General features: G+C 62.1%; 24 protein-coding genes. 14 read left to right on the top strand and 10 right to left on the bottom strand.

The window, feature by feature from the left end; all coding sequences use genetic code 11:
* The first annotated feature begins 30 nt into the window (after window positions 1–30).
* From J3474_RS11815 to mazG, 8 genes are all read left to right on the top strand, one after another.
* Window positions 31–1,194, top strand: a complete 1,164-nt coding sequence (locus tag J3474_RS11815) for a D-alanyl-D-alanine carboxypeptidase family protein (protein ID WP_041559002.1) — start codon at window positions 31–33, stop codon at window positions 1,192–1,194.
* Window positions 1,191–1,829 carry a dTMP kinase gene (gene tmk / locus J3474_RS11810; protein ID WP_207094354.1) on the top strand — a complete coding sequence of 213 codons (639 nt, stop codon included), beginning with the start codon at window positions 1,191–1,193 and terminating at the stop codon, window positions 1,827–1,829. The genes J3474_RS11815 and tmk overlap by 4 nt, the downstream gene beginning before the upstream one ends.
* On the top strand, window positions 1,826–2,800 hold the full coding sequence (locus J3474_RS11805) for a DNA polymerase III subunit delta' (protein ID WP_007015235.1): 975 nt from the start codon (window positions 1,826–1,828) through the stop codon (window positions 2,798–2,800). Before tmk ends, J3474_RS11805 begins: the two co-directional genes overlap by 4 nt.
* A gap of 29 nt (window positions 2,801–2,829) precedes the next feature.
* Window positions 2,830–4,389, top strand: coding sequence for a methionine--tRNA ligase (metG, locus tag J3474_RS11800; protein ID WP_007015234.1), 1,560 nt, complete (start codon window positions 2,830–2,832; stop codon window positions 4,387–4,389).
* Window positions 4,389–5,165, top strand: a complete 777-nt coding sequence (locus J3474_RS11795) for a TatD family hydrolase (RefSeq protein WP_207094353.1) — start codon at window positions 4,389–4,391, stop codon at window positions 5,163–5,165. Before metG ends, J3474_RS11795 begins: the two co-directional genes overlap by 1 nt.
* Window positions 5,162–5,941: an MBL fold metallo-hydrolase gene (locus J3474_RS11790; protein ID WP_207094352.1), complete on the top strand. Its 780-nt coding sequence runs from the start codon at window positions 5,162–5,164 to the stop codon at window positions 5,939–5,941. Before J3474_RS11795 ends, J3474_RS11790 begins: the two co-directional genes overlap by 4 nt.
* Window positions 5,938–6,120: a hypothetical protein gene (locus J3474_RS11785; protein WP_207094351.1), complete on the top strand. Its 183-nt coding sequence runs from the start codon at window positions 5,938–5,940 to the stop codon at window positions 6,118–6,120. The genes J3474_RS11790 and J3474_RS11785 overlap by 4 nt, the downstream gene beginning before the upstream one ends.
* A 117-nt stretch (window positions 6,121–6,237) precedes the next feature.
* Window positions 6,238–7,026: a nucleoside triphosphate pyrophosphohydrolase gene (gene mazG / locus J3474_RS11780; protein ID WP_207094350.1), complete on the top strand. Its 789-nt coding sequence runs from the start codon at window positions 6,238–6,240 to the stop codon at window positions 7,024–7,026.
* Here the strand turns inward: mazG and hflX are convergent.
* The 7 genes from hflX to dusB form a co-directional block, all read right to left on the bottom strand.
* Window positions 7,003–8,343: a GTPase HflX gene (gene hflX, locus J3474_RS11775; RefSeq protein ID WP_207094349.1), complete on the bottom strand. Its 1,341-nt coding sequence runs from the start codon at window positions 8,341–8,343 to the stop codon at window positions 7,003–7,005. The two genes, mazG and hflX, sit on opposite strands and share 24 nt — an antisense overlap.
* Window positions 8,344–8,361: 18 nt before the next feature.
* The gene (gene hfq / locus J3474_RS11770) at window positions 8,362–8,934 is read right to left on the bottom strand and encodes an RNA chaperone Hfq (protein ID WP_207094348.1); all 573 of its coding nucleotides are present in this window, start codon (window positions 8,932–8,934) and stop codon (window positions 8,362–8,364) included.
* A gap of 132 nt (window positions 8,935–9,066) precedes the next feature.
* Entirely contained in the window at window positions 9,067–10,458 is a 1,392-nt protein-coding gene (locus J3474_RS11765) for a sigma-54 dependent transcriptional regulator (RefSeq protein WP_013833660.1), read from the bottom strand.
* Window positions 10,459–10,507: 49 nt separating this feature from the next.
* Window positions 10,508–12,679, bottom strand: coding sequence for an ATP-binding protein (locus J3474_RS11760; protein WP_207094771.1), 2,172 nt, complete (start codon window positions 12,677–12,679; stop codon window positions 10,508–10,510).
* 111 nt (window positions 12,680–12,790) lie between these two features.
* The gene (locus J3474_RS11755; protein ID WP_207094347.1) at window positions 12,791–14,218 is read right to left on the bottom strand and encodes a sigma-54 dependent transcriptional regulator; all 1,428 of its coding nucleotides are present in this window, start codon (window positions 14,216–14,218) and stop codon (window positions 12,791–12,793) included.
* The gene (locus tag J3474_RS11750) at window positions 14,215–15,342 is read right to left on the bottom strand and encodes a nitrogen regulation protein NR(II) (protein ID WP_207094346.1); all 1,128 of its coding nucleotides are present in this window, start codon (window positions 15,340–15,342) and stop codon (window positions 14,215–14,217) included. Before J3474_RS11750 ends, J3474_RS11755 begins: the two co-directional genes overlap by 4 nt.
* Window positions 15,339–16,355 carry a tRNA dihydrouridine synthase DusB gene (dusB, locus tag J3474_RS11745; RefSeq protein WP_207094345.1) on the bottom strand — a complete coding sequence of 339 codons (1,017 nt, stop codon included), beginning with the start codon at window positions 16,353–16,355 and terminating at the stop codon, window positions 15,339–15,341. Before dusB ends, J3474_RS11750 begins: the two co-directional genes overlap by 4 nt.
* Before the next feature lie 80 nt (window positions 16,356–16,435).
* On the opposite strand from dusB, the gene J3474_RS11740 reads away from it, so the two are divergent.
* From J3474_RS11740 to J3474_RS11730, 3 genes are read left to right on the top strand one after another with little or no spacing between them, the layout of a single operon-like run.
* On the top strand, window positions 16,436–17,620 hold the full coding sequence (locus J3474_RS11740) for a bifunctional 2-C-methyl-D-erythritol 4-phosphate cytidylyltransferase/2-C-methyl-D-erythritol 2,4-cyclodiphosphate synthase (RefSeq protein WP_207094344.1): 1,185 nt from the start codon (window positions 16,436–16,438) through the stop codon (window positions 17,618–17,620).
* A 10-nt stretch (window positions 17,621–17,630) separates the two neighbouring features.
* Window positions 17,631–18,200, top strand: coding sequence for a hypothetical protein (locus J3474_RS11735; protein WP_041559005.1), 570 nt, complete (start codon window positions 17,631–17,633; stop codon window positions 18,198–18,200).
* A gap of 1 nt (window position 18,201) precedes the next feature.
* The gene (locus J3474_RS11730; protein ID WP_007015220.1) at window positions 18,202–18,711 is read left to right on the top strand and encodes a CinA family protein; all 510 of its coding nucleotides are present in this window, start codon (window positions 18,202–18,204) and stop codon (window positions 18,709–18,711) included.
* 122 nt (window positions 18,712–18,833) lie between these two features.
* Here J3474_RS11730 and J3474_RS11725 read toward each other — a convergent pair whose 3' ends face one another.
* Both J3474_RS11725 and lipA read right to left on the bottom strand, forming a co-directional pair.
* Entirely contained in the window at window positions 18,834–19,280 is a 447-nt protein-coding gene (locus tag J3474_RS11725; RefSeq protein WP_013833667.1) for a type II toxin-antitoxin system RatA family toxin, read from the bottom strand.
* Between the two features lie 40 nt (window positions 19,281–19,320).
* On the bottom strand, window positions 19,321–20,259 hold the full coding sequence (gene lipA, locus J3474_RS11720) for a lipoyl synthase (RefSeq protein WP_013833668.1): 939 nt from the start codon (window positions 20,257–20,259) through the stop codon (window positions 19,321–19,323).
* A gap of 83 nt (window positions 20,260–20,342) precedes the next feature.
* Here lipA and J3474_RS11715 point away from each other — a divergent pair, with 83 nt between their 5' ends.
* On the top strand, window positions 20,343–20,996 hold the full coding sequence (locus J3474_RS11715; RefSeq protein ID WP_013833669.1) for a carbonic anhydrase: 654 nt from the start codon (window positions 20,343–20,345) through the stop codon (window positions 20,994–20,996).
* A 147-nt stretch (window positions 20,997–21,143) separates the two neighbouring features.
* Here J3474_RS11715 and J3474_RS11710 read toward each other — a convergent pair whose 3' ends face one another.
* Window positions 21,144–22,523: a hypothetical protein gene (locus J3474_RS11710; protein ID WP_207094343.1), complete on the bottom strand. Its 1,380-nt coding sequence runs from the start codon at window positions 22,521–22,523 to the stop codon at window positions 21,144–21,146.
* Between the two features lie 337 nt (window positions 22,524–22,860).
* Here J3474_RS11710 and gyrA point away from each other — a divergent pair, with 337 nt between their 5' ends.
* Window positions 22,861–25,623: a DNA gyrase subunit A gene (gene gyrA, locus J3474_RS11705; RefSeq protein WP_013833671.1), complete on the top strand. Its 2,763-nt coding sequence runs from the start codon at window positions 22,861–22,863 to the stop codon at window positions 25,621–25,623.
* Window positions 25,620–25,988 (top strand): DUF952 domain-containing protein, encoded by a 369-nt coding sequence (locus tag J3474_RS11700; RefSeq protein WP_207094342.1) that lies wholly within the window; start codon window positions 25,620–25,622, stop codon window positions 25,986–25,988. Before gyrA ends, J3474_RS11700 begins: the two co-directional genes overlap by 4 nt.
* The last annotated feature ends 3 nt before the right edge of the window (window positions 25,989–25,991 follow it).

The raw sequence follows: 25,991 nt of genomic DNA, 5'->3' as shown, positions 1-25,991 counted from the left end.
CCCCGATGGCCGCGCGGGAGAATACTGGTCTTGAAGTCGTTTCTGAAGTTTGCCGTCTCATCTCTTGTCGGCGCATCTCTTCTTACCGCCCCGGCGGCGGCCCGCGCGCCCGCTCCGCCTGCCGAGCTGAACTCGATCCCCGTTAGCCTGCTGGTCGACATCGGTTCGGGCCAGGTGCTCGTCCAGCGCCGGCCCGATGTCCCGTTCCTTCCGGCTTCCGTAACCAAGGTCATGACCGCTTTCGTGGCTTTCGAAGAGATCGATGCCGGGCGTCTTGCCCTGAACCGAAAGTTCCAGGTCCAGCCCGAAACGAGCCGGGAATGGTTCGCAAAAGGTACGACCATGTACCTGACGCCAAACGATCATCCGACAACCAAGGATCTCCTCCACGGGATCATGACCGCTTCGGCCAATGATGCCTCGATCGTACTTGCACAGGGCTATGCAGGTAGTGTTGCCAAGTGGACCGCCCGGATGAACGCTGCGGCGAAGAGCCTGGGCATGAGCCGCAGCCACTACAATACGCCCAACGGCTGGATGGACGAAGGCCACACTTACGTCACTGCCAGCGACCTGGTGAAGCTGGCCGATGCGATGATCACGCGCCACCCGCAGCTCTATCGGGAGTTCTCTGGGCGCAAGCACTACTTCTGGCGCGATGTCTCGATGCGCAGCCACGATCCGACGGTTGGCGTCGTGCCCGGCGCGGACGGCATCAAGACCGGCTATACCCGCGAGGCCGGCTACAATTTCCTCGGGACCGCCCAGCGCGACGGACGCCGCCTTGTCATGGTACTGGCCGGTTCGCCAACTCACACGGTCAGGGACAAGGCCGCGCGAGACCTGCTCGAATGGGGCTTTTCCCAATGGCATGCGCGGCATCTGTTCGAACAGGGCCAGACGGTCATCGAGGCCAAGGTTCAGGACGGCGATGCCCGCGAGGTGCCTCTCGTCGCCAACCGCGAAGTCCATGCAACGCTGCCCAATGGCGAGGGCAACCAGCCGATATCGCTGTCAGTCCACTATCGCGGGCCGTTGCAGGCGCCCTTGCGCAAGGGAGAGCAGGTCGGCGAACTGGAAATCAAAGTGGGCGATCTCGCTCCCGGCAGGATCCCGCTCTATGCAGGACGCGACGTCGGAAAGGCCGGGGCGCTGGACAGGCTGGTGAACGGGATTATCAACATCTTCTCATGACAGCTGGACGTTTCATTGCACTCGAGGGCGGAGAAGGGGCCGGCAAGTCCACGCAGGCCCGCCTGCTGGCTGAGGCCTTGCGCGAACGCGGGCTGGAAGTCGTCACCACGCGTGAGCCGGGTGGGACGCCCGGTGCAGAGGCGATCCGCGAACTGCTCCTCCACGGTGACGGCGACGGGTGGAACCCGCGCGCCGAAGCACTGCTCTTTGCGGCCGCGCGCTCCGATCACGTAGAGAAGCTGATCCGACCTGCCGTGGAGCGCGGCGCCTGGGTCGTATGCGACCGGTTTCTGGACTCCAGCAGGGCGTACCAGGGCGGCGGCGGCGGATTGTCCGATGCGGACATTCGCGAATTGCATCGCATCGGCAGTGGCGGCCTCCTTCCCGATCTTACCGTGCTCATCGAAGTGTCGCCCAGTGTGGCGAGTGCCCGGCTTTCCTTGCGTGACACCGAGGGAACCGACCGGATCGGCAGCCGTGACACCGCTTACCATGCGCGGGTCGCCGCCGCTTTCGCAGCCTTTGCCGAGGCTGAAACCGCCCGCTTCGCCCGCATCGATGGCGACAGTAGCCCGCAGGATACGCATCAGATGGTCCTGAATGCCATTGTCCCGCTGCTGGACATGCGCACATGAAGGCGGGCAAGCCCTTTATCGGTCAGGACTCCGCCTGGGAGGAATGGCTCGCGGCAATTTCGTCCGAGCGCATGCACCACGCCTGGCTGCTGACTGGCGCGAAGGGTCTGGGCAAACGTGCCTTTGCACGTGCCGCCGCCGGGGAACTCGTCCGTGAACCGGGCGGGAAGCTGCCCGATGCCGATGCCCATCCGGACATCCATATTCTCGAGCACCTGCCCTCGAACGACGACGAGGCCAAGAAGAAGGCCGAGGGCAAGCCTTACCAGACCAAGCGCAACATCACGATCGACCAGATCCGGCAGATGCAGCAGCGCCTGACCACGCGCCCGACCTTGGGTGAACGCCGGGCGATCATCATCAATCCGGCGGACGATCTGGAAAAGAGCGCGGTCAACGCCTTGCTCAAGAGCCTGGAGGAGCCGCCCGTCGGTACCTATTTCCTGCTGGTCGCGCACCAGCCCGGGCGTCTCCTGCCGACGGTCCGCTCGCGCTGCAGGATCCTCAGATTTGCGCCATTGACACCGGAGGAACTCGATGCGGTCATTCGCCGCGACGTCCCGCAGGCCAATGCCGAGGAGCGTCAGGCCGCGATCCTTGCATCGCACGGATCGCCCGGCGTCGCGCTGAACTTCGTCGAGCAGGACCTTGGCAACATCCACCAGCTCATGATGCGCATCCTGCGCGAAGGCGATGCCGACTTTCACTTGCGCGGCGCGCTTGCCGAAGAAATGGGCGCACGCCCCTTGCGCGAACGACAACTGGCCGCCCTCGAGCTGGCCCGCGCCGTTCTGGCCAACGAATTGTCCACCGGTCCCCGTGATCGCCAATTGCGGATTATCGACGCACACGGGACGCTGACCAGGCTCTCGACGCAGGCTCCCACCTACAATTTCGACGCCGGCCTCTTGATTATGGAAATTGGCGGGTTGCTGGCTTCCGCTGCGATGCCTAGAGAAGCGGCTCGCTAGCAACACCTGAAGAGAAAGTGCGACGCCGCATGGGCGAGCCCTATTACGTCACCACCGCCATCAGCTATCCCAACGGCAAGCCGCATATCGGCCATGCCTACGAGGCGATCGCTACCGATGTCATAGCCCGCAACCGCAAGGCTGAAGGCTTCGACGTCCGATTCCAGACCGGAACGGACGAACATGGCCTGAAGATGATGCAGAAGGCGCGCGACCTCGGCGTGACGCCGGCTGCGCTCTGCGACGAAATGTCTCGGTACTTCAGGGATATGTGCGATGCATTGAACATCGGATACGATGTCTTCATCCGCACTACCGAGCCGCGTCACCACGAGGCGACACAGGAATTGTGGCGCCGCATGGAAGCCAACGGCGACCTTTACCTAGACCGCTATGAAGGCTGGTACTCGATCCGCGACGAAGCCTATTACGACGAGAGCGAACTCGTCGCAGGCGAGGGCGGCGAAAAGCTATCCCCGCAAGGCACGCCGGTTGAATGGACTGTCGAGGAATCGTGGTTCTTCCGCCTGTCGAAGTACCAGGACAAGTTGCTCGAACTCTACAGCTCCGGTGATTTCATCAAGCCGGAAAGCCGCCGCAACGAAGTGACGCGCTTCGTCGAAGGTGGCCTGCGTGACCTTTCGGTTTCGCGGACGAGCTTCGACTGGGGCATCAAGGTTCCGGGTAGCGAGAACCACGTCATGTACGTCTGGGTCGATGCTCTGACCAACTACCTGACCGGCCTCGGATTTCCCGATGAAAACGGCGACTATTCAAAGTATTGGCCGGCAAACCTGCATGTGATCGGGAAGGACATCGTTCGTTTCCATGCGATTTACTGGCCCGCCTTCCTGATGAGCGCTGGCGTGCCGCTGCCGCGCCAGGTCTTCGGGCACGGCTTCCTGCTAAACCGCGGACAGAAGGAATCGAAGTCGCTCGGCAATGTGACCGATCCGATCGGACTTGCCGAAACCTTCGGTGTCGATGCCCTGCGCTATTTCCTCATGCGTGAGGTGGCATTCGGACAGGACGGTTCCTACTCGCCCGAGGCTATCGTCACGCGCTGCAATGCTGAGCTCGCGAACAGCTTCGGCAACCTTGCCCAACGCAGTCTATCCATGATTTTCAAGAACATGGATGGCATAGTTAAGGCCGGATTACCGCAAACCGAAGCCGATGCGGCGCTCTTTGCATCGGTCCGGGAAGGCATCGCGGGACTGCGCAAGAGCTTCACCGACCTCGCCTTCAGTGACGGTCTCGAAAGCTGGATGCGCGCCGTCTTCGCCTGCAACCAGTACGTTGACGAACAGGCCCCATGGGCGCTGCGCAAGACCGATCCCGAACGGATGGAAGCGGTTCTCATGGTTCTGTTCCAGGTCGTGCGCGATCTCGCCATCGCCGTACGTCCTGTGGTGCCGACAGCGATCGACAAGTTGCTCGACCAGATGGGGCAGGGTGCAGATGCGCGCGACTATGCCGCGTTGGAGGCAGCCGACTGGTTCACCGCACTGGCTGCTTCGGGTTACAAGGTGGACAAGCCGCAGGGCGTATTCCCGCGGCTCGAACTGCCTGAGGAAGCCGCCGCCTGATGCTGATCGATTCCCACTGTCACCTGGAATACGAAGGTCTGGTCGAAGATCAGCAAGCCGTTCTCGACCGTGCCAGGCAGGCGGGCATTCGTGGCTTTCTGAATATCTCGACGCGTCAGTGCGAATGGGATCGGGTGGTCGCCACGGCCGCACGCGAGGATGACGTCTGGGCGTCGGTCGGCATTCATCCGCATGAAGCCGATCAGCATGCGGACTTGGGCGAGGGAGCTCTGCTGGAGGCGACTGCGCATCCCAAGGTCGTCGCCATCGGTGAGACCGGTTTGGACTACTACTACGACAAGTCCGACCGCGATGTGCAGCAGGCCCTGTTTCGCACCCATATCGCCGTTTCGCGGCAGACCGGCCTGCCGCTCATCATCCATACGCGAGATGCGGAAGAAGACACCGTGCGCATCCTCGACGAGGAAATGGGGAAGGGGGGCTTTCCCGCTCTCATCCACTGTTTCACTGCCTCGGCCGATTTCGGACGCAAGGTTCTCGACCTGGGCCTGACGATCTCGCTTTCGGGAATCGTAACTTTCAAGAATGCCAAGGACTTGCAGGAGTTTGCAAAGGTCATTCCGCAAGACCGATTGCTGGTTGAAACGGATTCGCCTTTCCTTGCCCCAGTGCCACACCGCGGCAGGAAATGCGAACCTGCCTACACTGCCGATACGGCGCGCTTCGTGGCTCAGTTGCGAGAAATTCCGCTCGAAGAATTTGCTGAAGCAACTACCTGTAACTTCTTCGCATTGTTCAAGAAAGCCTCCGCGTGAGGGCCATTATTCTCGGCAGCGGAACGTCGACCGGTGTTCCCCGGCTTGGGGGCGAACACGGTGCGGACTGGGGCCTTTGCGATCCAGATGAGCCGAAGAACCGCCGCACACGGGTGTCGGTTCTTCTGGAAAGCGATGCCGGTGGACGCATTCTTATCGATACGCCGACCGACTTGCGCGCCCAGCTCCTCGCCAACGACATCCATCGTATCGATGCGGTATTCTGGACCCACGATCATGCCGACCATTGCCACGGCATCGATGATCTCAGGCCGCTTCGTTATGGTCGTGCCGGACCGATCCCGGGTTTCGCCGCCTCGGAGACCGTCCGCCGCATGCGTCAGCGCTTCGGGTATGTCTTTGCTGGGCAGCACGGGTATCCGACACTTGTGAGCCTTGATAATCTCGATAACATCCGGCTTTGCGAAGGCTTTCGCGTAGACCATGTCCAGATGCCGCACGGACCGGCGCAATCGACAGGATTTCGATTTGATTGTGACGGAAAAACAATAAGTTATGCGACGGATTTGAGTGAGATCACCAGGGGAATGATCGACCTTTTCTACAAGTCGGACGTCCTGATCGTCGATTGTCTGCGCCGTGAGCCGCATCCCACGCATGCGCATCTTGCGATGTCACTTGAACTTGCTGAAGCCTGCCGGGTTGGCTCGACGGTTCTCACTCATCTCGATAAGAGCATGGATTATGCGACACTTTCTGGGGAAGTTCCGGAAGGTGTCCAGGTGGCATACGATGGCATGGTGATAACGGCATGAGCACGGAAATGGTCGTCTCGATCATTTCCGTGCTCGGTGCATTGATCCTCGTGACAAGTAATGCACGTTTTCGCGAACTTGGCACGCGTCGCAAGATCCGGCTCGGATTGATCTGGGTCGCCATCATCATCGGCCTTGTGCTGTTCATTCAGGTCACTGGGCTGCGAGTAGAGCAGTGAGTGACTCGCCGTGATGGAGTGACGGCAATCACGCACAATGCTGCCGCTAAACCGATCCTAATTTTACATAATATATATTATCATCTCTAATGTCGATCAAAGCCGGATGCGCAAACGATGACCGAAACCCGCCACGCTCACCTCGATCGCTTGCTTTCGATCATGAGCAGGCTGCGCGATCCCCTGACCGGCTGTGAATGGGATCGTGCACAGAACTTTGCGACGATTGCACCTTACACGATCGAGGAAGCGTACGAAGTTGCCGATGCCATCGAGCGTGAGGATCTCAATGCCTTGCGTGACGAACTCGGCGATCTTCTGCTCCAGGTCGTGTTCCATTCGCGCATGGCCGAGGAAGAAGGACACTTCGCTTTCCCCGATGTTGCCGCCTCGATTGCGGATAAGCTCGAAGCACGCCATCCGCATATCTTCGGAGACGATACTTCCGATGAAAGCCAGACAGACCGCTGGGAGAAGCTGAAGGCGCAGGAACGGGCCGCCAAAGGTGCGGACAGCGCAATCGATGGCGTTGCCATGTCACTCCCGGCGCTCATGCGCGCGGAGAAACTGCAAAAACGGGCGGCTCGCGTCGGGTTCGACTGGCCTGATCCGAGCGGTGCGGCCGAAAAGGTCCGTGAAGAGATGGCTGAGTTAGCCGAGGCTTCAGACGATCACATGTTGGAGGAAGCTGGAGACCTCCTTTTTGCCGCAGTCAATCTGGTGCGGCTAAACGGCATTTCCGCCGAGGATGCCTTGCGCGCAGCCAATGCGAAGTTCGAACGCCGGTTTCGCGCAATGGAGCATCTTTCGGCATCGGAAGGCCGGAATTTCAGGGATTTGGACCTCGATGCTCAGGAATCATATTGGCAGAAGGTCAAGGCTTCAGAGCGCCTGAAATCGGCCTAGTTCGCGCTCTGCAAGACGAACCTGCAACCGCAATAGCGGCCCCTCGCTGCCCTCGCCTGCATCATCTTCCGAAATGACTTCACCTCTCGCGTGCAGGAAGGCAAGCCTTTGTCCATCTGCTGCAGGAATCAGGAAGGAATAGACCTTGGAATCTGCGGTCAGCGCATGGCTGACGACTTCCAGCAGATTTTCGCAACCTTCGCCGGTGACTGCCGAAATTGGGACAATCGTCTCGTCTTTGCGGTGAGCGATGGCTTCATGCAGCTTTTCGGCATGTTCCGGGCCCAGGAGGTCCCACTTGTTCCAAAGCTCGATGATCGGAATTCCGGGCTCGGCGCCCTCCTCCACGTCGTCGTCCACCACGCTGCCGAGCACTCCGAGATCGCCCAGGACATCGAGGACCTGCCGCTTCTGGGCGTCCGTATCCGGATTGGCGATGTCGCGGACATGGAGGATCAGATCGGCCGCCGTGACTTCCTCCAACGTGGCGCGAAACGCCGCGACAAGCTGGGTCGGCAAGTCGGAGATGAAGCCCACTGTGTCAGACAGGATCGCCTTTTCAACGCCCGGCAGGCGAATGGCGCGCATCGTGGGGTCGAGCGTTGCGAAAAGCAGATCCTGCGCCATGACTCCGGCGCCGGTCAGGCGATTGAACAGCGTCGACTTGCCGGCATTGGTGTAGCCGACCAGGGCAACGATCGGCCAAGGCGCTTTCTCACGACGGTCGCGATGAAGGCCTCGGGTGCGTCGCACCTGCTCGAGTTCGCGCCGGATTTTCGCCATCCGGTCGCGGATCATGCGGCGGTCGGCCTCAATCTGTGTTTCGCCGGGGCCGCCAAGGAAGCCGAAGCCGCCGCGCTGGCGCTCGAGGTGAGTCCAGCTGCGCACGAGGCGGCCGGCCTGGTAATCGAGGTGCGCGAGTTCGACCTGCAGACGTCCTTCTGCCGTTGCAGCACGCTCGCCGAAGATTTCCAGGATCAAGCCCGTCCGGTCGATGACCTTGCGCTTGAGCTTTTCTTCGAGATTGCGTTGCTGGATCGCCGACAAGGAGCCGTCGACGATGATCAGTTCGGCCTCGTTCAGTTCACAGGCCGTGCCAATGTTCTGAATCTGGCCTTCACCGAATAACGTGCCGGCGCGCGGCTCGCGGATCGGAATTGCCACGGCATCGGCAATGACAAGCCCGATCGCCAGTGCGAGGCCCTTGGCTTCTTCAAGACGCGCTTCGGGGTCGAGATCGCCCTTCCCTCGCATCTGCGGATAGACGACGAGGGCACGCGCCCCGCGCGTGACCTCGCCCTTGAGTTCGTCGTTCAAATCAGTTCAGCTTCACGCTCAATCTTCGGATTCTTCTTCATGCGCCTGAAGATCGACCGGAGTCACGGGTTGAATCGTCGAAACGGCGTGCTTGTAGGCCAACTGCACATAGCCCTCGCGTTCGAGCAGCATGCAGAACAAGTCATAAGCGGCAACGCGCCCTTGCAGCATGACCCCGTTGATCAGGAACATGGTGACCTGAACGCCGGCGCTGCGAATGCTGGAAAGGAACACATCCTGCAGGACGCGTGTCTTCTTGGAAGCATCGCCGCCACTGGCGAATTGACCGGCATCGACCGGGGTCGACGGCATGATCGTCGAGATCGCATGCTTGTAGACGAGCTGCGACTGACCATCGCGGCGCAGCAGGATCGAGAAGTTATCGAACCAGGTGACGATGCCCTGAAGCTTCACGCCCTTGACCAGGAACATGGTGACCGGAGTCTTGTTCTTACGCAGAAGATTGAGGAACTGATCCTGAAGATTCTGCCCCTTTCCTGCTGAAGTTCCCGCACTCACCGGGGGCTTCTCCGGTTCGGAAGCTGCTGCTGTTGCAGGTTTGGGTCGCGCAGTAAGCGTACGTCCAGCCATGTATTTGCTCCATCTTTTTGGCGGCCGCTAATGCGGTCCGCGATCTGGCCGTGGGATCCCCACGACCGTTACCGAATCAAAACCTACCCAGTTGCTGCAGTGCAGTAAATGCGAAAATATGTGTCAGGGCTATTACATTTCGTCCTCAGTATCGCCCTCGCGTCGCTCGGACATGCCGAGAAGCTTGAGCTTGCGGTGCAATGCCGAACGTTCCATTCCGATGAATGAAGCCGTCTTCGAGATGTTCCCCGAAAAACGCCGGATCTGGACTTTGAGGTACTCCCGTTCGAAGCTCTCGCGGGCTTCGCGCAAGGGCGCGCTCATCATGACCGAAACGCCGGCATCGCCTTGCGCGCGGTTGTTGAAGATTTCGGGCGGCAGCATGTCCACCTCGATCGTCTCGAGCTTCTCGCGCGGGGCCATGATGACGGTCCGCTCGACTACATTACGCAATTGCCGCACGTTGCCGGGCCATTCGTAGGCCTGTAGCGCAGTCATGGCCTCGCCTGTAACCTTCGGCGGGGAGACTCCCTGTTCATTGGCGTAGCGGGCGAAAAAGTGGTCGACCAGCGCGGGAATGTCATCGCGCCGCTCGCGCAGCGCCGGAATCGTAACCGGCACGACGTTGAGGCGGTAGAACAGGTCTTCGCGGAAACGGCGCTCGGCGATTTCCTTCTCCAGATCGCGCGAGGTCGAGGAAACCACGCGCACATCGACCCGGATCTGCCGGGAACCGCCGACGCGCACGAAGGCCTGGTCTGTCAGCACGCGCAGGATCCGCGCCTGGGTCGACAGCGGCATGTCGGAAACTTCGTCGAGGTAAAGCGTGCCGCCATCGGCAGTTTCAAGAAGGCCAGGTCTTACAAGGGCCCCTTCCGCTTCCTCACCGAACAGCTCCTGTTCGAAACGTTCAGGGGTGATGCGTGCGGAGTTGACGCTGACGAAGGCGTTGCTGGCGCGCGGGCTCCAGGCATGAAGCAGCCGCGCGGCCACTTCCTTGCCGGACCCGGCCGGCCCCGTAATCAGTAGGCGGCTGCCAGTGTTGGCGACACGCTTGAGCGTCGCCCTCACCTGATTGATGGCGCTGCTCGATCCGGTGAACTCCTCACCCGTCGGGAAGTCCTGCTTGAGCTGGGCATTTTCACGGCGCAGCCGCTCTGTCTCGGTCGCGCGCCCGACGAGGTGGAGCAGCTTTTCAGCTTCGAAGGGCTTCTCGATGAAGTCGACGGCGCCGCGGCTGATTGCCGCCACGGCCGTATCGATATTGCCGTGACCGGAGAAGATGATGACGGGCAGTTCCGGTTCGCGGACCTTGATCGCATCGAGCACTTCCAGCCCGTCCATCGGGCTGCCATGCAACCAGACATCGAGGAGCACCAGCGAAGGCCGGCGATCGTCGATAGCGGCCAATGCCGACTCGCTGTCGCCCGCCGTGCGGCATTCATACCCTTCGTCGCTGAGCACGCCTGCGACCAGTTCGCGGATGTCGCGTTCGTCGTCGACGATCAGGATTTCTAGAGCCATGAACTCTTCTTCTTTTTTTGCAGGAACTTGAATGGATAAATTGGCAGTGTCACTCAGCTGCCTCCGACTTGCGGCTCTGCGCGAGAGGATCGGTGGCGAAACGCATCGTCACTGTGGTTCCGCCACCTTCGGTCGGTGTGAACTGCATTTCGCCGCCATGCTCCTCGATGATCTTGTTGACGATGGCCAGGCCGAGGCCGGTGCCCTTCTCGCGGGTCGTTACATAGGGCTCGATGATCCGTTCGCGGTCCTGCGACAGGCCGATACCGTTGTCGGCGATGCGCACAACGATATGGTCCTCATCCGCGGTTACCGCGACGGCGACCTTGCCCAACCAATCTTCGGGCGCATCTTTCGCTTTTGATTCAATGGCCTCGATCGCATTTTTCAAGACGTTGGTCATCGCCTGGCCGAACTGGTGGCGATCGCAATCGATGGTTCCGATCCCTGGATCGCTAGAGAACGAGAACCTGATGTCGGGACGCGCGACTTCCTGCAGGAAGAGCGCCTGGCGCGTAAGGGCGACAGGATCCTCGACGCGGAAGACGGGCTTGGGCAGGCGCGCGAAGGAAGAGAACTCGTCCACCATCTTGCGCAGATCGCCCACCTGGCGGATTATGGTGCGCGTCAGGTCTTCAAAAAGTTCAGGATTATCAACGATCTGCTTGCGATATCTGCGGCTAAGCCTTTCAGTAGCCAACTGTATAGGGGTTAGCGGATTCTTGATTTCATGCGCAATCCGGCGCGCGACATCGGACCAGGCTGCAGTTCGCTGGTCGAGCAACTGTCGCGTGATGTCTTCGAAAGTGATGACATGGCCGGTGGCATCGCGGCTTGTCTTCACGGCAAGGGTAAGCAGTTCGCCATTGCGATTGTATTGCACGATGCCGGCTGCCCCGCCCTTCTCCACCAGATCGGCAAGGCTTGGCGCCAGTTCCGCCAGTGCCATGCCTTCCGGCACTTCCTTGTCGCGATCAGTGAGCAGCTTGAGGGCCATGCTGTTCATCAGCAGGATCCGATCCTGCTCATCGAGCGATATGATGCCCGAAGTGACGGATTCGAGAACCGCCTCGATAAAGACGCGTCGTTCGTGAAGCTGTCGATTGACGCCCAGCAGCGCTTGGGTCTGCTTCTCGATCTGGGCGGTCATGCGATTGAACGCGCGGTTCAAGAGCCCGATCTCGTCAGCGCCCGTTCGTCCTTCAATCCGCAGCGAGAAATTGCCGCTGCCGACGCTTCGCGCGGCATCGACCAACTCGTAGAGCGGTTTGACCTGCCGGTCCGCGAACCTGAGCGCAAACCACACGGCCAGTCCGACAAGCGCAAGCGAGGCAACGAACAGCGCCACGTTGAAGCGCAGTTGCAGGACGCGGGCACGATTGGAGAGGACCTCGTAGGCCTGCACGATGTTCTCGGCGTGCTGCCCCTGACTGAGCGAAACAAGGTCATTGCTTCGCGCTGCATAGAGGTAGACGCCGGAATCGCGCTCGATGGGCACGACGGCCACGATCTTGTTTGCATTGGACGTGACCACCATCGGCTCGCCCTTTTCGAGCCGTTGCAGGACGTCCTCGCCAATGCGCTTGTCCTCGGAATTGCCTTCAGGATCGACGATGATCGGCGTGCGCTGGTTGCCGTCGGGGCCGACCTGGATGATCGCCGAAAGGCTCAGGTTCCGGCGATAGACCTGATCGGCATAGAAAGCCTGGAATGCCGGGCTCGCGATAGGGTACTCGCTGAGCATCGTGCGGGCGTCTTCGGCCATCGCAACGGATTCGTAGCCGACGTCGCGCTGGGTCTGTTCGTAATAGCCCCGGGCGAGCTTGTTGGCGTTCTCCAGCAACCCGCGAGAACTGTCAGAAAACCAGAATTCGACGCCCGACTGGAAAAGCCAGGAGGCAAAGACCACGACGAGAAGCGTCGGAACGGCTGAAATCAGCGAGAAAATGAACACGAGGCGCACGTGCATGCGCCCGGTGCCGCCGATGTGCTCTGCAGCCCTGCGCAAGGCCATGCGACGACCGAGCAGGACCAGGATAGCCATGGCCGGTACCAGCGTGCCGATCAGCAACGAGGCCGTGAGGTTGGACGGAAGGAGCTGTCCCTTGTCCGCCCCGTTGTTCAGCGCAAACCACGTGGTGGCGGTCATGATCAGGAACGCAACGACGGAGAGCACCTCCATCATCGCGAAGAAGTTCGCCCGGCGCGCCCCGACCTGCATCCGACGCCACCAGCGAGGCCATGCGCGCTTCTTTGCGGATTCCTCGATCATCGTTGCGCCGTTACAACACTACTGTTGCGGCGTCGCAAGAGGCTTTCCACCGATTTCGACTTATAGCCGACGGGTAAACGCCTCCGGATCGATATCCAGTTCACTCAGGCGTTTGCGCAAGGTGTTGCGGTTGATCCCCAGGGCATGAGCAGCGCGCAATTGATTGCCACCGGTTTCCTTCAGGATTTCCGCGAAGAGCGGACGCTCGAATGCGGCCATGGCGGATGCATAGATCGAGCCGTCGGCAGGCCGTTCGGCGGCAAGCCACTGCGAAACGGCAGTGTCGATATCGATTTCGCCTCCGCCCCCTGCCGTCGCGCCTGTCTGGGCCCCCTGGCTATCGGCGGCGAGCAGCGGAACGATGCTTTCGACGTCGATCGCATCTTCGCGCGCCAACAGGGCGAGTCGATAGATGAAGTTCTTGAGTTCGCGGACATTGCCGCGCCAGGACTGCTTGCGCAGCAGTTCTGCCGCCTCCTGCGTCAGCTGGCGCTTGGGAAGCCCCTCATTCGCGGCATGCTGGAGGAAGTGGCGGGCGAGAACCTCGATGTCCTCGGGTCTGTCGCGCAGCGGCGGCATGCTGATGGGCACGACATTGAGACGGTAGTACAGGTCTTCGCGGAAGCGGCCGGCGGCGATTTCCGGCTCCAGGTCCTTGTTCGTCGCGGCTATGATCCGCGCATCGAGCTTGATCTCCTCGCGGCCGCCGACCCGGCGCACGGTGCCGGATTGCAGCGCGCGCAGCAGACGGGTCTGCGCCTGCATCGGCATGTCGCCGATCTCGTCGAGGAACAGGGTGCCGCCGGCGGCCTGCTCGAACTTGCCTTCATGCCGGGCGACGGCGCCGGTGAAGGCTCCCTTTTCGTGGCCGAACAGTTCGCTTTCGATCAGCTCCGCAGGAATGGCCGCAGTATTGACCGCGATAAACGGCCCTGTCCGCCGGTTACCCAGCTGATGGATCGCCTCTGCGACAAGCTCCTTGCCGGTGCCGGACTCGCCGAGGATCAGCACGGTAAGATCGTTGCGCAGGACGCGCGTGATCATCCGGAACACCGACTGCATGGCCGGGCTGCGCCCCACCAGGGGGAGGCCGTCGCCCAGCGGTTCGTCCCCATCGTGGACATTGCCCTGCCCGTTGCCTGCCGCCTGCCTGACAGTGCGGGCGAGTTCATCGATGTCGAAAGGCTTGGGGAAATACTCGAAGGCGCCGGTATCGGTTGCGCGCACGGCGGTATCGAGCGTGTTTTGCGCGGAGAGAATGAGCACCGGCATGTCGGGCCGCAGCGAACGCACCCGGCCGATCGTCTCGATGCCATCGCCATCGGGCAGCATGACATCGGTTACCATGGCGGAAAACGTGTGCTGCGAGAGCAGGCGATCGCGTTCCTCGATGGTCTGGCAGTGCTTCACGTCGAAGCCCTCGGCCTCGAGCGCCGCGGTGATGACGATGGCGATCGACATGTCATCTTCGACAAGCAACACGCTCATGCGCCGGTTCTCCACTTCATCAGTTTCTTGCGGGTCTCGCGGGCGAGCGGCAAGTGAAGCCTGAAGTGCGTCAGCCCCGCCTCTTCGTCGCGCTCATGGGTGATGCGCCCATTCATGTCTCGCACCAGCTTGCGAACCAGTGGCAGACCGAGCCCCTGCCCCGACTTCTTGGTCGTCACGAACGGTTCGAAGATGTGGTCGCGCATTGAAGGGTCGATGCCCGGGCCATTGTCCGAAATGCGCAGTTCTACCGGCAGACGCACCGGCTTGCCGGAATCCGTCGTATGCAACTGCAGGCCGCTTGCGAAGCGCGTTCGGATCGTGACCCTTGGGTCATCGACCTCCCGGCACGCCTCCATGGCATTGGAAACGAGATTGATGATGACCTGGACAAGCCCGTCCGGACTGCCGAGTACCGCCGGGAGCGACGGGTCGAATTCCTCGATGAGCCGGACCGGGCTTGGCTGGGTTGCAGAGGCTGCATCGATCACGTCGATGGCGCGGCGCGCGGCCTCGTGCAGGTTGCAGGGTTCGACCGGCGATGTCGTGCGGCGGCTGAGTTTCTGCATCTGGTCGATGAGATTGGCGATGCGGTCGACTTCCGAGGTGATCAGGTCGGTCAGGGCCCGGTCGCGTTCATCGACCTTGCGGGCAAGCAGCTGCGCGGCGCCGCGAATCCCGGCAAGCGGGTTCTTGATTTCGTGGGCCATGATTTCCGGACCGCGCAGGACGGCATTGTCGATCCCGCCGGAATCGTCCCCAAGCGCATCGGTGGCGCTGTTGTCGTGGATCGTCAGCACCTGCCACCCGAGCGTATCGGCCACGGGCGCGACATTGATGTCAATCCGGCGGGCGCCGCGCCCTTTCAGCGCCACAACGACTTCGCGCGCGGAAACCGGCGTCTCGAAATCGTTGAGCCGTTCGAGCAGCCGCGGGTCGGAAAACGACATGACTTGAGCAAGAGTACTGCCGACCAGGCGGCGCAGCGACTGGCCGAAGAACTGTTCCGCCGCCGGGTTGACCGAGGCGATCCGCAAACCCGGCTCCAGCAGGATCACGGCATGAGGAAGGCTAGCCAGCAGCCGGTTGGCCTCAGGCAGGACCGTCCGGGAAAGCAGGCTCATGCGGCCTGCCGCTCCCGGTAAGGGGCGTAGAATTCGGCCAGTTCGCGCAGAACTTCGTCCGGATCGGCGATGAAGTTCACCTTGTTGCGGAATTCCGCCGATCCGCGCACGCCCTTGATGTACCAGCCCAGATGCTTGCGGGCCATCTTGACACCGGTATCAGCGCCGTAATGCTCGAGCATCTGCTCGTAGTGGCTGCGGATGATCTCGTATTGTCCGGCGACATTGGGATCGGCCGAGACGGGCTGTCCGCGCCACCACTGCATGACCTGTCCGAGAAACCATGGCCGACCGTAGGATCCGCGCCCGATCATCAGGCCGTCGGCGCCGGACTGCTCAAGGGCCGCCGCGGCATCGTCGATGGTGCAGATATCGCCGTTGACGATCACCGGGATCGAAACCGCGTCCTTGACGCTGCGGACAAAGGCCCAGTCGGCCTCGCCCTTGTACATCTGGTTGCGGGTGCGGCCGTGGACCGTGATCATCTGCGCGCCGAGATCCTCGGCGATCCGGGCCAGTTCCGGCGCGTTCAGGCTGTCGTGGCACCAGCCCATGCGCATCTTGACGGTGACCGGCACTCTCACCGCCTTCACCGTCGCCTCGATCAACCGGGTTGCCAGCGGGACGTCGCGCATCAGCGCCGAGCCGGCATCGCCGTTCACAACCTTGCGCACCGGGCAGCCCATGTTGATGTCGATGATCGCAGCGCCCCGGTCTTCGACCAGCTTCGCCGCTTCGGCCATCTGTTCAGGTTCGCAGCCGACGAGCTGCATCGAGACCGGATCCTCGATCTTGTCCCACATCGCCTTCTGGATCGAGACCCGCGTTTCGCGGATCGCTGCCGGGCTGGCGATCATCTCGGTGACGTTGAGTCCCGAACCGAACCCGCGCACCATCCTTCTGAAAGGCAGGTCGGAAACGCCCGTCATCGGAGCGAGCACGACCGGGCAGTCGATCGTGACGGGACCGACCTTGATGGGCTTGAGCGCCGGGGGCTGGGGCAATTGGGTCATAAAACGTGCACTACTGCCTAAAAAACAGGCAGCGCATAGTGGATTGCCCTCATCACGGCAAGCGATTACCGGCAATCGCGATGTCACAGGACACTTCATCCACTCCCGCGAATATCGGGCAAGGCCCTCGCGTCGCGGCCATTGTCGTTGCTGCCGGCCAGGGAATCAGGGCTGGCCAGTCCCTTCCCAAGCAGTTTGCGAACTGGCGCGGCAAGCCAGTCGTGCGCCATTCCGTCGAAGCCCTGGCGCAAGCCGGCCTTGCCCCGATCCTGGTCATGGTTCCGCACGGTGGCGAGGAACTGGCGCGGCAGGCACTGTCCGGCATCGCAGGCGTGCAACTCGCCGTCGGCGGCAAAACACGGCAGGAATCGGTTCGGCTCGGTCTCGAAGTCCTGGCTGCCGACAAGCCGGAGCGGGTCCTCATCCACGATGCAGCGCGCCCCGCACTGTCCCCTGGTGTCATTGGCAGAATCCTTGAGGCTCTCGACGTTTCGAAGGCCGTTATTCCGGTGCTGTCCGTGGTGGACAGCATCGCCCATTGCGAGGACGGGGCCTCCGGACCGGTGATGGGCGCCCCTGCCCGCCGCGAAGCGCTGCGCCGGGTCCAGACGCCGCAGGCTTTCCACTTTCCCGAGATCCTGGAAGCTCATCGCAACTGGACAGCCGCCACCGATGCCGGTGACGACGCCCAGGTCGCGCAGGCCCACGGCCTCGAGATCGCGCTCGTCGAAGGAGACGAAGCCTTGCACAAACTGACATTCGCCTCCGATTTCCAGCCTTCGGCGCCTCCAGTCCGGGTCGGGACGGGCTATGATGTCCACCGCCTCGTCGAAGGCGAGGAACTCTGGCTCTGCGGCATCCGGATCGAGCACAGCCACGGCCTGTCCGGTCATAGCGACGCCGACGTGGCGATCCACGCCCTCGTCGACGCCCTGCTCGGCGCGATCGGCGCGGGCGACATCGGCCAGCACTTCCCGCCCAGCGATCCGCAGTGGCGCGGGGTGTCGTCGGACAGATTTCTCACCCATGCGGGCAAACTCGTAGCCAATGCGGGCTATTGCCTTGGAAATGCTGACATCACCATCATATGTGAATCACCGAGGCTCGGACCGCACCGCGATGCCATGCGCTCCCGCCTCGCCGACATACTGAACGTCGATCCCGCCGTGATCGCCGTCAAGGCCACTACGACGGAGAAGCTCGGGTTCACCGGGCGCTCCGAGGGCATTGCCGCGCAGGCCGCCGTCTGCCTGTGCCGCATGTGAAGGGACGATCATGAGAAAAGGTACGAAAGCTGCGGTGAGCGCGATGGCAACGATGCTGGCCCTTGCTCCGGGCATGGCCGCAGCCGCGCAGCCCGTCTGCCTGAGCAAGACCGAAGCCCGCTCGCTGCTGACTTACGCCCTGCCGCAGGTCATCAGCGGGACAGGTAAGCGGTGTCAATCGCAGTTGCCCGCCAGTTCCTATCTGCGGACCCACGGCGCGGAACTGCAGGCGCGGTACGCCGCGCAGAAGAGCCGTTACTGGCCCGATGCGCGTGCTGCCTTCCTGAAACTCAGCAGTGCAAAAGACGCGCAGTTCGGTGAACTCACCCGCAAGCTTCCCGATGAGTCGCTGCGGCCGATGGTCGATATCGCCGTCGAAGGGATGGTTGAGCAGAACATCAAGCTCAAATCATGCGACAAGATCGATCTTGCGCTGGATCTGCTGTCCCCGCTTCCGCCCGAGAATACCGCTGGCCTGATCGCACTGTTCGTCGAAATCGGCGCGCAAGCGGGCCGAAGTGCCGCGCAGGCCGCCGACAAGCCGGCAAGCCTCGGCGGCTTTGCCATCTGTGAGAGCTGACATGGGCAAGAACGTACTTTTTCCGCAAGACCTCTACGATCTCGCAGAGCGCGTCATAACCGAGAACAAGGCGATCGGGCGTATGGTCGCCCTTGCCGAGAGCTGCACGGGCGGACTTGTCTGCGCGGCATTGACCGAAGTTCCCGGTTCGTCTGCCGTTCTCGATCGCGGGTTTGTGACCTATTCGAACGAATCCAAGCAGGAGCTGCTCGGCGTTCAGGACGACATTCTCGAAACTTTCGGCGCCGTTTCGCCCGCAACCGCTTGGGCCATGGCGCAAGGTGCGATCCGCGAGAGCCGGGCCGATATAGCTGTCGCCATCAGCGGCGTTGCGGGTCCGGAAGGTGGCTCTGACATGAAGCCGGTCGGAACCGTCGTCTTCGCCTGCGCCATTCGCGGCGAGGAGGAAGTCAACGCCGAACAGAAGCTCATCGAGGGCAAGACCCGCGCCGAGATCCGGCATCAGGCGGCCATCGTCGCTCTCGAACTCTTGCTCCCGAAGGTCGACTGAATCCGCGGATGCCTGCGGCCTGCGGACATTTCGGTTACCTAAAGTTATTCAGTGGGGCCAGTGAGTCACTTTAGGTAAGGCAGATTGGTTACCTTTCGTAACTCAAGTTACTTTTCGCAACTTCAGGAGGCCTGGGGCTCGCCGTAAAGCTCGTGGGCCCGGGTCTCGAAAGCCGCGACCATCTTGCGAAAAGCCTTGTCGAAGTACTGTCCGGCGAGCTTCTCGAACAGCGCATTGCGGAACGAGAAGCGCACGTCGAACTCGATATCGCAACTGTTCGCATCGACTGGATGGAAACGCCAGACATTGTCGAGATCGCGCATCGGGCCATCGACGTAGTGGACCTTGATCTCCTCCGCCCGCCGCTTTTCGACCCGCGACGTGAACTTCTCGCGCAGGGCCTTGAAGCCGACCAGCATGTCGGCGACCATTTCGCTGCCGTTGTCCGACTTGACCCGGGTGGCGACCACCCAGGGCAGGAATTCCTGGTATCGCCCGACATCGGCGACCAGATCGAACATCTGCTCGGCACTGTAGGGTAACCGGTAGACTTCGTGGATTCCGGGCACGTTCAGGCCTCGCCCATCATGGCATTGTCTGCGCGGGACATTACTTGCGGCCCTTGGCCAGCCTTGCTTCGCGTGCCGCCCGCATTTCGGCGAAGTCCTCACCGGCGTGGTAGCTGGACCGGGTCAGCGGCGACGCGGCCACCTGCAGGAAGCCCTTTGCCCGCGCGATGGCGCCATAGGCGTTGAAGGCCTGCGGCGTGACGAATTCCTTCACCTCGGCATGCTTGGGCGTCGGCCGCAGGTACTGCCCCATGGTGAGGAAGTCGATGTCGGCGCTGCGCATGTCGTCCATGACCTGGTGCACTTCGAGGCGCTCCTCACCCAGGCCGAGCATCACGCCCGACTTGGTGAAGATCGAGGGGTCGTGGTTCTTCACTTCCTCCAGCAGGCGCAGCGAGGCGTAGTAGCGCGCTCCCGGACGGATCGTCGGGTAGAGCCTCGGCACCGTTTCGAGGTTGTGGTTGTAGACGTCGGGACGCGCAGTCACGATCGCTTCAACCGCCGGACGCATCTTGCCGCGGAAATCCGGGGTCAGGATCTCGATGGTGGTCGAAGGCGTGTTCTTGCGCAGTTCCTCGATCACCTTGACGAACTGGCTGGCACCGCCGTCGGGCAGGTCGTCGCGGTCCACCGAAGTGATGACGATGTGTTCCAGCCCCAGCTTGGCAGCCGCCTCGGCGACGTGCGCCGGCTCATCCAAATCCACACGGCCGGGCATCCCGGTCTTGACGTTGCAGAAGGCGCAGGCCCGCGTGCAGGTATCGCCCAGGATCATGACCGTCGCATGCTTCTTGGTCCAGCACTCGCCGATGTTCGGGCAAGCGGCCTCTTCGCACACGGTGTTGAGCTTGAGATCCCGCATGAGCTGGCGGGTTTCGCCATAGCCCTTGCTGGTCGGCGCCTTGACCCGGATCCAGTCCGGCTTGCGCTGCCGCTCGGGTTTCGGTTCGGGCTGCGGAACAGAGGAGAGATCGTTCATGGGGCCCAGATAGTCTCAAGTTTGCGCCCTTGCCAGCCCGAATATCCGGTTTATGGGATGCGGGCGCAAACAAGGAGCTCCCCATGACCGAGACCAGTGATCATGTCCTCGACCACCTTCTCGACGGCTATCGCCGCTTTCGCCAGACCGGCTGGACCCCCAATCGCGAACGCTGGGAACGCCTGCGCGAAGGCCAGCAGCCGGAAGTCATGATCATCGCCTGCTCGGACAGCCGCGTCGATCCCTCGCAGATCTTCGATGTCGACCCCGGCGAGATCTTCGTTGTGCGCAACGTCGCCGCGCTTGTGCCGCCGTTCGAGACCACGCCCGGCCACCACGGCGTCTCGGCAGCACTCGAATTCGCGGTGCAGGTACTCAAGGTCAAGGAAGTCGTGGTCATGGGCCATGGCATGTGCGGCGGCTGCAAGGCTGCATTGACCCAGGAACTGCACGGCAACGAGCCGGGTGAAGGCGGTTTCGTCGCCAACTGGATCTCGCTGCTCGACGAAGCACGCGGTCCGGTCGCCGACGAGTTCGGCACCGAAGGGCGACCTGCCGAGCGCCAGATGGAACAAGCTGCCGTCAAGGTCAGCCTGGACAATCTGATGACCTTCCCCTGCGTGCGCCGCAAGGTCAAGAACGGCGAGCTGACCCTGCGCGGGGCCTACTTCGCGATCTCCGACGGTATCCTGCACTTGATGGACGGCGAAACCGGCAAGTTCGAAGCGGTTTCCTGAGAATTGCGCCATTGTCCCGGGTGGACATTCGTTGTCCACTCGGGGACAGGAGGCGGACAGGACAAAAGAAAAAGGGCGCCGGATCGATCCGATCCGGCGCCCTTTTCTTCTGGATCGCGGACCCGCCCTGAAGCAGCCCGGACCAGATCAGGACTGCGGTGCGGCCGCGGCAGCAGGAGCGGCTGCCGGCGTCGACTTGCTCGCGGCATAGGCCGACCACAGCTTGGCGACGGGCGCACGCGAACCGCTCACCTTGGCGAAGTTGGCCTGCGCCTCGGCGTATTTGCCCTGCATCGCCTGCGCCATGCCGAGATGCATCGCAACGGCATTGGCATCCACGCCCGGCTTGCCCATCGCCATCGTGTAGAAGGTTTCGGCCTTGGCCGGCTGGTCATAACTGAGAAACACGTCGCCGGTGCCGGCCACTGTCGCACCGGTTGCGCCCGGCTTCATCGCGTCACGCTCCTGCGCGGCCAGCGAGGCCTTGTCTGCCGAAACGCGCGTTTCGGTATTGGCCTTTTCGCCCGCGAGATCGGCATTGCTGATCTTGCCCTTCGAAATGCCGTCATTCATGATCTTGAGCGCTTCACCCGGATAGGCGCGCGGATCGACGTTCTCGATATACTCGAGGTAGTCGCGCTTGTCCTTCATGGCGCCGGTTACGTACATAAGGCGCATGAGGTCGAGGTTTTCCTTGCTCGGCAGTGAAGCGAGCTGGCGAACCACCGAAATTGCTGCATTCCAGCTTTCCGGATTCGGGTAGTACTGGCCCAGCATCGCGGCGTAGTCAGCCGAAGCCGCGAGCTGCTTGGCGTCGTATGCGGCCTGCAGTGCGGTGCGGATCGAAGTCTCGTTCGGCTTGGCGCCGCTCGCCTTGGAAGCTTCCAGTTCCTTGTGCACGATGGCCAGGGCCGCCTGCGGATTGTTGGAACGCTTGTACGAATCGGCGAGAACGGCCTGGAGCATGCCCTGCGGATCGCGGTAACCGCCATCGTAAGCTGCCTGAAGCCAGCGCGCCGCTTCGGTGTACTGCTTGTCCTGGTAGGCAGTGACACCTGCAAGATACTGCACCTGACCGGCGGTTTCCGGGCTCATTCCGCCGCTTTCGGCCATCATTACGAGGCCGCGGTGCTGCATGGCGACATCGTTCATGAGGATGCCGACGTTGCGGGTGAGTTCACCCTGCTTGAGCTTGTCGAGCGGCTCGGTCGCGGCTGCATCGGCGGTCTTGAGCTTGGCCAGGATGCCACCCATCGCGGCGTCCACCTCGGCACGGGCGGCGGCCATTTCGGCGTCGGTCTTGGCGGCACGCGCCTTGTCCGCAGCGGCCTTCACCGCCGGATCGTTCTGGGCTTCGGTGACGGTCTTGTCGATTTCGGCCGCAACGGCTGCATATTCCTTCGAGAACGAAGCCTTGGCTGCCTTCTTTTCTTTTGCGGCAACCGTGGTCGGGGCAGCGGCGACAGCCATGCCACCGGCGAGCGCCATGGCAAGGGCAACTCGGGAAATCAGGAACTTGCGAGCCATAAAGGCCAACTCCTCTCAAGTCATCAGACACAGTGACCCTCACCCTCAAGCGGGGTCTCGAAAATGCACGGCGCAGGTACTGACGGGGAAATGCGCCTTTGGCAACCTCGCTCTCGAACTAGAGGCCCGCCGCTTAACGCTGTTTGAATGCGACTCACCGCAAGCGTTCAGACAGGCCCCGTCATTCGCCCGACGCGTCCTTTCGGTGTTTCAACCCATAAGTGTGGAAAAAGATGCACTCAGCGCCTTCGCATGGGCTGATTCAGTGGCATTCGCCTGGCGCATGTCCTAGTGCCGAACATCACCTTTCTCATCGAAGCAACGAACGACACAGCGCGTGAGCGACGACATCGACACTCTAGAACATACCGGCCCCGAGGGCGAGTACACCCGCATCGACATCGTCGATGAGATGAAGACGAGCTACCTCGATTACGCGATGAGCGTGATCGTGAGCCGCGCGCTTCCCGACGTGCGGGACGGCCTCAAGCCGGTGCATCGTCGCATCCTGTGGACCAGCCACGAAAACGGGTTCGTTTCCGGCAAGGCCTACCGCAAGTCGGCGCGTATCGTCGGTGACACCATGGGTAAGTATCACCCCCATGGCGACGCCGCGATCTACGACGCGCTGGCGCGCATGACGCAGGACTGGTCGATGCGCCTGCCGTTGATCGACGGCCAGGGCAACTTCGGCTCGATGGACCCCGATCCGCCGGCATCGATGCGTTATACCGAGGCGCGCCTTGCCAAGGTGGCCGACGCGCTGCTGGCGGACATCGACAAGGATACGGTCGACTTCCAGCCCAACTACGACGGGGCGGAGAACGAGCCTCAGGTCCTGCCCGCACGCTATCCGAACCTGCTGGTCAACGGCGCCGGCGGCATCGCGGTCGGCATGGCCACGAATATCCCTCCGCACAATCTGGGCGAAGTGATCGACGGCTGCTTCGCGATGATGGACAATCCGGGCATCACCTCGGAAGAACTGTTCCAGATCATTCCGGGGCCGGATTTCCCGACCGCTCCGCTGATCCTCGGCCAAGGCGGCGCGCGCAACGCCGCGATGACCGGTCGCGGCTCGATCATGATGCGCTGCCGCCACCAGATCGAGGAAGCCCGCGGCGACCGTCGCTCGATCGTGCTGACCTCGATTCCCTACCAGGTCGGCAAGTCCAACCTCGTCGAGAAAATCGCCGAGGCCGCCAAGGACAAGCGGATCGAGGGCGTTTCCGACATTCGCGACGAATCGAGCCGCGAAGGCATGCGCGTCGTCGTCGATCTCAAGCGCGACGCCTCGCCCGAAGTCGTGCTCAACCAGATCTGGCGCAACACTCCTGCCCAGTCGAACTTTGCCGCCAACATGCTGGCGATCCGTGGCGGACGCCCGGAAATCCTCTCGCTGCGAGATATTCTGCAGGCCTTCATCCAGTTCCGCGAGCAGGTCATCACCCGCCGCACCAAGTACGAACTGAACAAGGCCCGCGACCGCGCGCACATCTTGCTCGGCCTCGTCGTCGCGGTTTCGAACCTCGACGAAGTCGTCGCAATGATCCGCGGTTCGTCGAACCCGGCCGATGCCCGCGCGAAGCTGCTGGCCAAGGAATGGCCGATCGGCGATATCGCGCCTTACATTCGGCTCGTCGAGGCGATCGAACCGAGCGCTGAAGAGGATGGCGGGTCCTATCGCCTGTCCGAGACGCAAGTTAAGGCGATACTTGAACTTCGCCTGCACCGCCTGACTGCGCTGGGCCGCGACGAAATCGGCGACGAACTCAAGGAGCTTGCCATTGCGATCGAGGAATATCTCTCGATCCTCGCCGATAGAGTCAAACTTTACAACGTGATGCGAGAGGAACTTCAGGCAGTACGCGATGCCTATGCGACCCCGCGCGTCTCCGAGATCACCGCTGCCTTCGACGGGATCGAGGACGAAGATCTGATCGAGCGCGAGGACATGGTGGTGACTGTCACCATGGACGGGTACATCAAGCGCACGCCGCTCTCAACGTTCCGCGCCCAGAACCGTGGCGGCAAGGGCCGCGCCGGCATGGCGACCAAGGACGAGGACGCGGTGACGACCATGTTCGTCACCTCGACCCACAACCCGGTCCTGTTCTTCTCGACCGCGGGCAAGGTCTACCGCCTGAAGGTCTGGAAACTTCCGGAGGGTGGTCCGACCACGCGCGGTCGTCCGATCGTCAACCTGCTTCCGGCACTCGACAAGGACGAGACGATCCAGACCGTCCTTGCCCTGCCCGAGGACGAGGCCGATTGGGGCAAGCTCTCCGTCGTCTTCGCCACCTCGAAGGGCAATGTCCGCCGCAATTCGATGGACTCCTTCTCGAATATTCCGACCAACGGCAAGTTCGCGATGAAGTTCGACGAGGATGCCGACGATCACCTGATCGGCGTGGCCCTCCTCGAGGCGACCGACGATGTCCTGCTCGCCACTCGCCAGGGCAAGGCGATCCGCTTCGCCGGCGACCAGGTCCGCGAATTCACGAGCCGCACATCCACCGGCGTGCGCGGCATGACGCTCAAGGGAGACGACCGCGTCATTTCGCTGTCGATCCTCCACCGCGTCGGCACCGAATCCGAAGAGCGCGAGGAATACCTCAGGTACGCTCCGTGGAAGGGCGAGAAGGAAGGCGAACCGGATCTCTCGGCAGAGCGCTTCGCCGAATTGCAGGAACGCGAGCAGTTCATCCTGACTGTCTGCGCCAACGGCTACGGCAAGATGTCCTCGGCCTACGAATATCGCCGCACGGGACGCGGCGGCCAGGGCATCACCAATATCGACAATATCGCCCGCAACGGGCCGGTCGTGGCGAGCTTCCCGGCCAGCCAGGCCGAGCAGCTCATGCTGGTGACCGATCAGGCCAAGCTGATCCGCCTGCCGCTGGAAACCATGCGTGTCATCGGCCGCAATTCCGCCGGTGTCAGGTTGTTCAATGTCTCGGCCAACGAGCACGTCGTCAGTGCCGTGCGCCTCGACGAGGCCAGCGAAGAAGACGAAGTCCTCGGCGAGGCAGTTGACGTGGCAGACGGCGCGGCGCCGGAGGCACCGGAAGCCCCCGAGGCTCCGGAAGCCGGAGAATGACGGACGAAAGGCCGATGTCCACCGAGACATTGGCCTACAAGATCCTGACCGGGGCCGAGATGGCACAGCTGCTCGAAAACGGCAGTTTTGCAGGGGCGCCGGTCGATCTTGCCGATGGCTTCGTGCATTTGTCCGCCGCGGGACAAGTCCAGGGAACGCTGGACAAACACTTCGCCGGACAAGAGGACCTGCATATCGCCTGCGTCGACCTTGCGGCGGTCGCCAACGCGCTCAAGTGGGAAGTCTCGCGCGGAGGCGCGCTGTTCCCGCACCTTTACGCACCATTGCCGCTCAGCGCCGTTACCGCGCACGGCCCGGTCCGGCGCGATACTTCGGGATGCGTCATCCTGCCGGGGCTCGACTGACCT

It is taken from the genome of Novosphingobium sp. PY1, from assembly GCF_017312445.1.
In the GTDB taxonomy this organism is placed as follows: domain Bacteria; phylum Pseudomonadota; class Alphaproteobacteria; order Sphingomonadales; family Sphingomonadaceae; genus Novosphingobium.
This window is presented reverse-complemented; position numbering and strand designations above follow the sequence as displayed.